Source organism: Paraburkholderia bryophila, assembly GCF_003269035.1.
GTDB classification, from domain to species: domain Bacteria; phylum Pseudomonadota; class Gammaproteobacteria; order Burkholderiales; family Burkholderiaceae; genus Paraburkholderia; species Paraburkholderia bryophila.
The window spans coordinates 793,470-801,010 of record NZ_QLTK01000001.1 but is presented as its reverse complement, the minus strand read 5'-3'; the positions used below and the strand labels follow the sequence as shown (position 1 = coordinate 801,010).

At 56.8% G+C, this 7,541-nt stretch carries 11 protein-coding genes; 4 read left to right on the top strand and 7 right to left on the bottom strand.

Going from position 1 to position 7,541, the window contains the following annotated elements; translation table 11 throughout:
* The first annotated feature begins 307 nt into the window (after positions 1 to 307).
* Together BX591_RS03530 and BX591_RS03525 are read left to right on the top strand one after the other, a co-directional pair.
* Positions 308 to 781 (top strand): hypothetical protein, encoded by a 474-nt coding sequence (locus tag BX591_RS03530; RefSeq protein ID WP_146749722.1) that lies wholly within the window; start codon positions 308 to 310, stop codon positions 779 to 781.
* Positions 782 to 818: 37 nt separating this feature from the next.
* Positions 819 to 1,073: a hypothetical protein gene (locus BX591_RS03525; protein ID WP_111929312.1), complete on the top strand. Its 255-nt coding sequence runs from the start codon at positions 819 to 821 to the stop codon at positions 1,071 to 1,073.
* A 338-nt stretch (positions 1,074 to 1,411) separates the two neighbouring features.
* Here the strand turns inward: BX591_RS03525 and BX591_RS03520 are convergent, their stop codons facing one another.
* The 5 genes from BX591_RS03520 to BX591_RS03505 all read right to left on the bottom strand — a co-directional run bounded on the left by BX591_RS03520 (position 1,412) and on the right by BX591_RS03505 (position 4,397).
* Positions 1,412 to 1,792, bottom strand: coding sequence for a hypothetical protein (locus BX591_RS03520; RefSeq protein ID WP_111929311.1), 381 nt, complete (start codon positions 1,790 to 1,792; stop codon positions 1,412 to 1,414).
* A gap of 1,206 nt (positions 1,793 to 2,998) precedes the next feature.
* Positions 2,999 to 3,310: a helix-turn-helix domain-containing protein gene (locus tag BX591_RS03515; protein WP_111929310.1), complete on the bottom strand. Its 312-nt coding sequence runs from the start codon at positions 3,308 to 3,310 to the stop codon at positions 2,999 to 3,001.
* A gap of 197 nt (positions 3,311 to 3,507) precedes the next feature.
* Positions 3,508 to 3,633, bottom strand: coding sequence for a hypothetical protein (locus BX591_RS37120; RefSeq protein WP_276330760.1), 126 nt, complete (start codon positions 3,631 to 3,633; stop codon positions 3,508 to 3,510).
* Positions 3,634 to 3,692: 59 nt separating this feature from the next.
* Complete coding sequence (locus BX591_RS03510; RefSeq protein ID WP_111929309.1) at positions 3,693 to 3,872, bottom strand: hypothetical protein; 180 nt, start codon at positions 3,870 to 3,872, stop codon at positions 3,693 to 3,695.
* A 57-nt stretch (positions 3,873 to 3,929) separates the two neighbouring features.
* Positions 3,930 to 4,397, bottom strand: a complete 468-nt coding sequence (locus BX591_RS03505) for a hypothetical protein (RefSeq protein ID WP_111929308.1) — start codon at positions 4,395 to 4,397, stop codon at positions 3,930 to 3,932.
* 525 nt (positions 4,398 to 4,922) lie between these two features.
* On the opposite strand from BX591_RS03505, the gene BX591_RS03500 reads away from it, so the two are divergent.
* Positions 4,923 to 5,549 (top strand): hypothetical protein, encoded by a 627-nt coding sequence (locus tag BX591_RS03500; RefSeq protein ID WP_146749721.1) that lies wholly within the window; start codon positions 4,923 to 4,925, stop codon positions 5,547 to 5,549.
* A 124-nt stretch (positions 5,550 to 5,673) separates the two neighbouring features.
* Positions 5,674 to 5,913, top strand: a complete 240-nt coding sequence (locus tag BX591_RS03495; RefSeq protein ID WP_111929306.1) for a type II toxin-antitoxin system CcdA family antitoxin — start codon at positions 5,674 to 5,676, stop codon at positions 5,911 to 5,913.
* A 59-nt stretch (positions 5,914 to 5,972) separates the two neighbouring features.
* Here the strand turns inward: BX591_RS03495 and BX591_RS03490 are convergent, their stop codons facing one another.
* A complete protein-coding gene (locus tag BX591_RS03490) occupies positions 5,973 to 6,335 on the bottom strand; it encodes a DUF7673 family protein (RefSeq protein ID WP_111929305.1) in 363 nt (120 codons plus the stop codon).
* Positions 6,336 to 6,605: 270 nt separating this feature from the next.
* Positions 6,606 to 7,382, bottom strand: coding sequence for a hypothetical protein (locus BX591_RS03485; RefSeq protein ID WP_111929304.1), 777 nt, complete (start codon positions 7,380 to 7,382; stop codon positions 6,606 to 6,608).
* Positions 7,383 to 7,541 lie beyond the last annotated feature (159 nt).

Sequence of the window (7,541 nt, the reverse complement as noted above, 5' to 3'; positions counted from 1 at the left end):
GAGTTAGGGCGAGGTTACTCGGGCACCGCCAGACGAAAGGGGCGGCAACAGACAAACCGAACCTACTGCCACCGCGCCACATCTCGACTCTACCGAACAGACCCGATCGCGTCGGGCGGGGTGTGGCCACTACGCACTACGGCGGACATTCAAACGTCGATTCCGCGCCAGACAACGGACGTGCGCGGATTATGTCAGTCGCGTCGGCTATACCCGAAAGCATAGATATCGAGGTAACATAATCGTGCTGCCAGCGGGTTGGTCACCCCAAAACCGAACGCTTTCATCCTTCACTTCCAAGATTCCTATGGCTAAACCGACCGATCGAGATCGTCTTTTGTGGTTGCTAAATGAAGAAGGCGGCACATCGAATCAACAGGCAAAAACGATATTGAACGTCTCCGATCAACGATATGGCTTGTTGAAAGAAGAACTTCTCAGCGAAGCGTTGATTGAGAAATATCGCTGCCACTCAGGCGGCATAGCCTTAACCGCCAAGGGCGTAAAACATCTTGTTCCCTCACCAGAATCGGCCGTCGGGAAAGAGGCCGATCTCTATCAGGAGCTGATTAAGGTTATCGACAATGAAGCCTACGACAATGAAGAGAACGCGTTTGGCTTCGATATCGGATCGCTTCGCAATCGTGGCAAGTGGACTAATCCGGATGTTGTCAAATTTTCAGTCCGGAACTATCCGCGACAACGTATCGATAAGCTTATCGTGACGACTTACTTACGAAGTAAAGCAATGGCGAAGATGGAATGTAGAAGCTATCTATGAAGCAGCATCCCATCGCAAATTTGCACATGAGGCATATGTGGTACTTGAATGGGCAAAAGGGGCTGAGTTAGAGGGACTGGAAGCCATGGAGTCCGCCTGCAGCCGCTTCGGGGTCGGCCTCATAACGTTACATAAACACTACGGCGGTTTCCGAAAACTCATACAACTTGAGGCGGTACCGAATGTACCCTCAGAAGATGATGTCGAGGATTTTCTGGAGTATGTGCTTTCGCGGAAAGTTGATGCGGACAAGGCATTTGGAGATCTCTGGATAAAACGCGGAGTTGCCTGATCGAACCCCTAGAGGGAAGGAGATGACACTTCTTGCGAATTACGGAGCGTGGGGAATTCCAATGACGCGAATGGCACACGCGCTCGCTCACTTTCATGGTCTCGCAGCAGCGCTGGCACGGGCACCACAGCAGCTCTGCGTCGATCGCCGACCGTCATGTCAACTTTCAATTTGTTCTCTCGGCTACGTTTTCTTCATATAGCATTTCGGACATCCGCTACAGCTTTGCAATCCGCCCTTCCGGCGGGAGGTCATCCACAGGCAGCTTCGGGTTGCACTCGGCCGGTCGGACGCCTCAAGTCAAAACAGGAGGGCGATTTGCCCTCCTGTGTCCTTCATTAAAACGGCAACCCGTTGCCCTCATCTTCCGGTGGAAGATGAGCGGTTGGCTTACGGCTCGGCAGGGTGCCGATCGCGGTGGCGGTGAATTCGCCGGTTTCTATGCAGCGCCAGGTCCAGCATGACGGGGTGTCCAGTTCGGGCACCCTGCGCCAGCTGCCTGATCGATAGGGGCGAAACTGCCACCGTTCGCCGTGCCCGGTGTGAAATACCACCAGGCGCCCGACTTCGCCAACCTGCGCTGCACTGTTCTCCAGCCGGATAACGCGAACTTCTTCACCGAAATCGAACACCGCCTCATCGCGCACGATACAAAGCAATTCGACATCAAGAAAGAAATCGCACGCGACGTGCTTTGCGGATTGAGGGACGTTTTCCATTGCTCATTCTCCTGTTGCGCCGGGCCACGATGGGATTGGTGTTTGGCCTGACAGCGGGTGATGGCGAACGCGAATTGATAAAACGGGATCGGCCGAGTATGCGTACCCGTTACCCTGCCGCTCGACGAATATCCCTATAACAGGCGCGCGTATGGTGATTTCCGGAATTGCTGTTAGGATAACTATGCGATCTGTGAAAGGATCGGTGGTCTACACACTCTCCTGAATGTGCCGGGGCTGCCAATCCCAGACATGTTCGTGCACTTCTGTTTCAGTCGACTGCCAATCGATTGAAATTGACCGCTGAAGCGTGGTGCCCATAATCGGGCTCGCCACGTTACGCAGGGCGCTGGGGGCTGCAATGTCCCCTTCGACCCAATCCAGTTCTGCGGAGCGGGAAGTTGGGCGACACGGACACGGGGCCTCAGGTGACTGAGGTAACCCTGCCACGTGCGAATGGGTGGGAATCCCGACAACGGGCGGCCCGAGAGGGTTGGACGGTGTCCCGGGCGGTGGGCTGCTGAGGCGTCAGGAATGGCGCAGGGACGTGAGGAGAAATCTGGATCGTCTGGTACTTGTTGGCGCAAGCTAATGAGATCGCTGGATAGCTCAAGCCGTACGTTGCATCCGCAGAGGATGCATCCGGGTAAGTCGTGACAAGCCGCTGGCTGGTTCGCCGGGAGGTGGATCAGCTAGTCAGGGCGTGATGAAGCGTCAATGCAGTAAGGGAGGGGCTCTGGAACCTCGCCCCCCTGAAACCCGCCGCAAGGCGGGGTAGGCCCACAGGGCCAATCATTGATAGCAGAGCGCGGCGGCGTGTCATGTCGACGTACGTGACTAACGTGGGAATCACCGACATACCGATAGAGCCCGGGTGGCACCGGGCAAGGTAAAGGTGAGGGAGACTGGCTGATTAGCAGCGATGCGAGGGCAGACCTGACGGTTGTCCGGGCGGAGCGAAAGGCCGGGGCGGTATTTTGAAGTGTACGAGTGTGTTCTGAACCATGGCAGGGCGTGGCAGCCCTGCTCATTTTCACGGAGAAACGACGTAGTAAAAACATCAGACCGACGGCCGCATGGCCAAAGTCGTCACAGGACGTGGCGCACAACCGCTGCCGGGGTAGTTCAACCCGGCAGTTTTCCTTTCTGTTGCCGGTTCAGCGGGTATACCGATACAGGCGGGGTCTGCGCCAGGACCGCGTGCGATTACATTTCGCGGGCAGCGGCAAGCAACCGGCTTCGTCCCCGTTTCGATGCCTGTCCGTACAGCAGGATCAATTCCGCCAGTTCGTCGTCGTCTGTATAGAAGTAGGCCACGGGTACCGAAAGCTCAGCCGCCAGCCGGCAGGCGAACGGGTAATCCACCTTGTGGATATCCAGTTCATAGCGATTAATGCGCGTGCTGGCGACGAACGGATCAAGGCCGGCCGCGATGCCAAGCGATTTTTGCGACAGGCCGGCGCGAAGCCGGGCTTCTTTCAGCCGACTTCCAAAAACCGTATTTCCTGCTGCCGACATTGCGTAACCCTGTATCTTCCAAGGTTACGAATGTCGTAGTTAATGGATTTTCCAGATACTACGAAGATCGTAGTGTTGGTGCGCGATAATCCAGAGGGTGACAAGCCGGTCTCTGGTTGCGAACCGGTGCAAGGAAGCCTGTCGATGTCAGGAGCGTTCTATCGGCGTCGATCGAGAGTGGTGCCTCAGGCACCTGCCTACGCCTGCCGCTTCTCGTCGCGAGCTTTCTTCGCCTTCTCGGCTTCGAGTTGCTTCACTGCCAGCCAGAATGCGCCGATCACAATCGGGATGCCGACGGCAAGAATGTATAGGGTCAGCGCCAAGACTCGTATCAGGTCAGGGAAATCGGTATAGGACTCGGTCCGTGCCCGGTGATTCCCGATCAGCGCGAATCGTGGATACCACGATGGGAGCGGGCATTGGCGGGCTCTTCCGGGTCCCGACCGCATCGGCTGTCACCCACCTCCCGGCGAACCGCTTCAATTGCACCGGTGAGTGGCAGGAAGAATAGCCGTGGGGCCTCCCTGGCCGCCTTGATGAATTCGCGCATGAAAGCATTCATTGGAGATACTCCTTCGAGACGTGCGAAACCCGCGGGGAATAGTCAGCCCGCATGGTTTCACGACCGATGTGGATCGTCGTAGAAAATGTTTTCCGAAAACCACGAATAGCTGGGATCAGTGCGCCAGTCCGCGCCCGAGTCGAGACGTCCCGGCCAATCCCGTGAGTCGTCGTCGTGAAGCTTGGGGAAATCGAAGTCGTCGTGACGCAGGGCATGAGAAGTCACTTCATTTCCTCCATCGAATGGATCGTCACCGTCAAATCGCTGCGTTCTGCCTGACGGCACTCCATGAAATAGGGGGGCGAGAGAAGACAGCATGGGCGCAACCAGCAGACCGACGATGGGCGAGGCGACCACGTGCACGAAGCGGTCGGCGGTATACAGGTCGATGTGGAAATGCGTCCAGACAGCATCCAGCAAAACTTCGATCAGGACCGCCGTTGCAAACGTCAGCAGACCCACCAATGTCCGAATCATGAACGGTGCCCGGGCCAATCGGCTATAGGCCAGTATCAGCGACCTCATCTTGTTTCCCTTCTGTTGCGAGTCTCCGGGCTACTCCGCGGGAAGCGGATGCTCCACATGACATCGACTCGTCGGGATGGCTCCCTGGCATGATCAGGCTGTCAGTTGACATGCTACGAATATCGTAGCAACCTATTCAGGTAACAGCTACAAATAACGCAGCTCTCCGGTGGAAATTTGCGCCGGAAGAACAAGACAGCACCTCGGGGCCACAGAAATTGAGAAGTCAAAGTCGAAATACCTCGCCGTGACGCACCGAGCACGCGCCTGCCTGACCTAAATCGTTTTCAGGTTCCAGCTGCCTATCCATCTGGTTGTCATCCATGCCGTGGGCAGGATGCTGTCCACTGCTGCGCGTCGTTTTCTATTCGGGGATCAACAATGAAGAAGTTTCTGTTTGCCGCATCGCTCGCGGGTGTCATTGTGCTGTCTGGCTGCGCAGTCAGCACCGCACCGCTTACGCGGGACCAGGTCGCCGGGAAGGTCGCGGTCAGGACCGGATATCCCGGCTGCGACGGTTGTAATATGGTCCGGACGTATGCCGCACCGCAGCTTTACCGGCAGCAGTTCGTCAACGACCCGGATTTCCACGGCTGGCTCGATCTGAATCTGCAACTGGCCTTGACGAACTACAACACGGCCGGGCACGCACAGGCATACCGGATCGTCGCTGGCGTGATCGTGAACGGTGGCTTTGTCGATGCGTGGCGCACGAATCATCCGGAAGAGCGCTGCCCGACCGATAACGAGGTCGTGCATGGCTATCACGGTTTCCATGCGGGCCAGGGCATCGAGTTCTGGCTGGTGAAGAGCGACGGTACCTATGTGCCGCTCGGCCACGTCGCCGACATGAATGGCGAGACGATCAAGAACCTCGAATGCTTCAACAGCACCGGTAGCGGGGCCTCGTGGACCCAGATGATCGACCTGCCGGCCAGCGTGCTTGAGGATGCGTATCGCCAGAATCAGCCTGTCCGGATTTTCGCGGGCAAGACGCTGACGAAATATGAGTCGACGAGCGACGGCTACAAGCCGGTGACGGTCGCACACGAGGTTCGCAAGGGTTTGACGTTCGAATTCAGCCCGGATTACGTCGGCGGCTTCGTGGATGGTCTGAAGCGCCTGGGGGCTGACACACCAGCTGCGCGCTAAGGCCGCCATCGACAATGCCTCGACGCCGGGCGGAACCGGGCCGTATTTTGCGTTCTAGAATCAGGGAAGAGGATACACCATGTGTTGACGCTGTGCTTACTGATGATCAGCGTGGAGATTGACGATGGCAACCTGTACCGGCATCCCGGAAAGAAGGGCAAATGTCTCGCCGACTGAAAACCTTCTTTCTGACGCAAAAATTCTGGGCGTTGATGTCTCGAACGTGACAGAAGCGGAACTTGCCCGCGCCATGTCCGACAGGCGTGCCGAGCTTTGGCTGAAGGAAAACGCGGAGGCCATCGAGAGCTCCAACGCTTACGTTGAGCAACATGGGCTTCCGTTTAAAAAGTACCGGATGTTCTGATAGAACGATTCCGTGCCTGGGCTTTCTCCCCGTGGCATTGCCACGGGGCGTTGCGTCAATTAGTCGGATGAGTCAATGAGCCCCCAGTCGATCGCCAGTTGCTCAAAGCGTTTTGTACCAAGGCAAAAATATTGATCGATGCTGTGCGAGCAGGCTAGGGTGTCCATCTTAAGAACACGAAGTACGTCGTCGAAGCATTCCCGGTCGAGCATGCGCAGGTCGGTGAGCTGAAACGGGAAACGCTTCGAGTTGTACAGGCCGAGCAGGAACAGGGTAACGACATAGCTCGCTCCCGAGTCCTCGTGGGCGATGGCGAACAGCTGGCGCAGGGCAGGAACCCCATCGTCGACGAGGTCCTGGTTGGGCTGGTTATTGTGCAGGATCTGGTTGAGAAATTCCTGGAAGGGGTCGCGAGTCGACATGTGATGGCTCCGGTTGGTTGTCGTGGCACATCGTTATGTCGAACACGTGCCTATATACGAGTTCGGATACCGGGCTTGACCTAACGTAGAGAGTGGAGGACCCGATAATGGACGGAAGGATGATTGCGATCGCAGATCGCCTGTTTCCTCGCGCACAGGGCCGGGAAGTGGTCGTTGCATTGTCGGCGGTGATTTCCGGCGCGGTTGGATCGATCGCGCCCCTGGTCACCTGGCCATGTTGATTTGGGGACGCTGAAGCGTTACGTCTGATCAGTAACGCCGGGAAACGACCGTGTTTTCAGCCTGTTCGGGAAATGCGCACAGAAAGGCCTCGCGTCTTTCCGCATGCGTCAGTCCACTAATCACGGGCCGATCCGGCAGGAAACGGACATAAGCAAGGAAAGAACGTTTGGACAATTGCGGCCCACTGGCCGGCCGCAGGCGTTTCCAGTCGCGCCGTAGTTCGGCGACAAGCTTGCCGACCTGCCGACGCACGAGACGAAAACCCGGCTCAGCGTAAAGCCGGTCGAGCAGGATCTCGGCATCGGCATCCCGCAAGACGCCATCGATTTGGATCTGCCGGCGCCGATCCGGGGACAATGAAGCGATCCGATGAATGCGATCGAGGCACAGGTTGTAGCTGCGATGGGTTAATCGCCACGACCAGGATTTGCCGTCGTGGACCAGTTCGTGTTGCTGATCCGATGATTTCAGTCGCGAATGCGGATCGCGTAGATCCTGAAGCTGCTCGCGCTGGGTTACGAGGCCACGGCCTTCGCTTGCCAGTAATACCCAGTCGACAAACCGTTGTCCGTTTTCGCTCCGCGCAGTCAATCGTACGGCATGCAGGTAGGTGCTGGCCTCACCGGCCATTCGGCGTTTGTGCTTGGTCTGGCGACTGAGCTCCGTGCCGTAGGCTTCAGCGAATTTTTTTGCAAGTCGGTCGAAGCCCGCGAGGTCCGTTCGTCCCGACGTATAGAAGAAGTGCTGATGGGTCGCAGCCTGCTGGAGGCGCTGCATGTAGCGGATTTTGTCGGAATGGAGCATGGCGCATACACCGAGGATGATTCCCATCATTATAAATTAGTATAACTGATTAAATGGAATATAAATCTACTTTTACAATTATCAATACGTGTTATGGATGATCTGCGATGCCGAGTGCGTCCGCGCTTTGCTGATCGAATGTGCAATGCGATATGTGCA

Bases quoted from the DNA above. Each gene is read 5' to 3' on its own strand.
- BX591_RS03505 (WP_111929308.1), bottom strand. From the start codon at position 4,397: ATGAGGTCGCTGATACTGGCCTATAGCCGATTGGCCCGGGCACCGTTC.
- BX591_RS03490 (WP_111929305.1), bottom strand. From the start codon at position 6,335: ATGTCGACTCGCGACCCCTTCCAGGAATTTCTCAACCAGATCCTGCAC.
- BX591_RS03520 (WP_111929311.1), bottom strand. From the start codon at position 1,792: ATGGAAAACGTCCCTCAATCCGCAAAGCACGTCGCGTGCGATTTCTTT.
- BX591_RS03485 (WP_111929304.1), bottom strand. From the start codon at position 7,382: ATGCTCCATTCCGACAAAATCCGCTACATGCAGCGCCTCCAGCAGGCT.
- BX591_RS03500 (WP_146749721.1), top strand. From the start codon at position 4,923: ATGGTCCGGACGTATGCCGCACCGCAGCTTTACCGGCAGCAGTTCGTC.
- BX591_RS03515 (WP_111929310.1), bottom strand. From the start codon at position 3,310: ATGTCGGCAGCAGGAAATACGGTTTTTGGAAGTCGGCTGAAAGAAGCC.
- BX591_RS03530 (WP_146749722.1), top strand. From the start codon at position 308: ATGGCTAAACCGACCGATCGAGATCGTCTTTTGTGGTTGCTAAATGAA.
- BX591_RS03510 (WP_111929309.1), bottom strand. From the start codon at position 3,872: ATGAATGCTTTCATGCGCGAATTCATCAAGGCGGCCAGGGAGGCCCCA.
- BX591_RS03495 (WP_111929306.1), top strand. From the start codon at position 5,674: ATGGCAACCTGTACCGGCATCCCGGAAAGAAGGGCAAATGTCTCGCCG.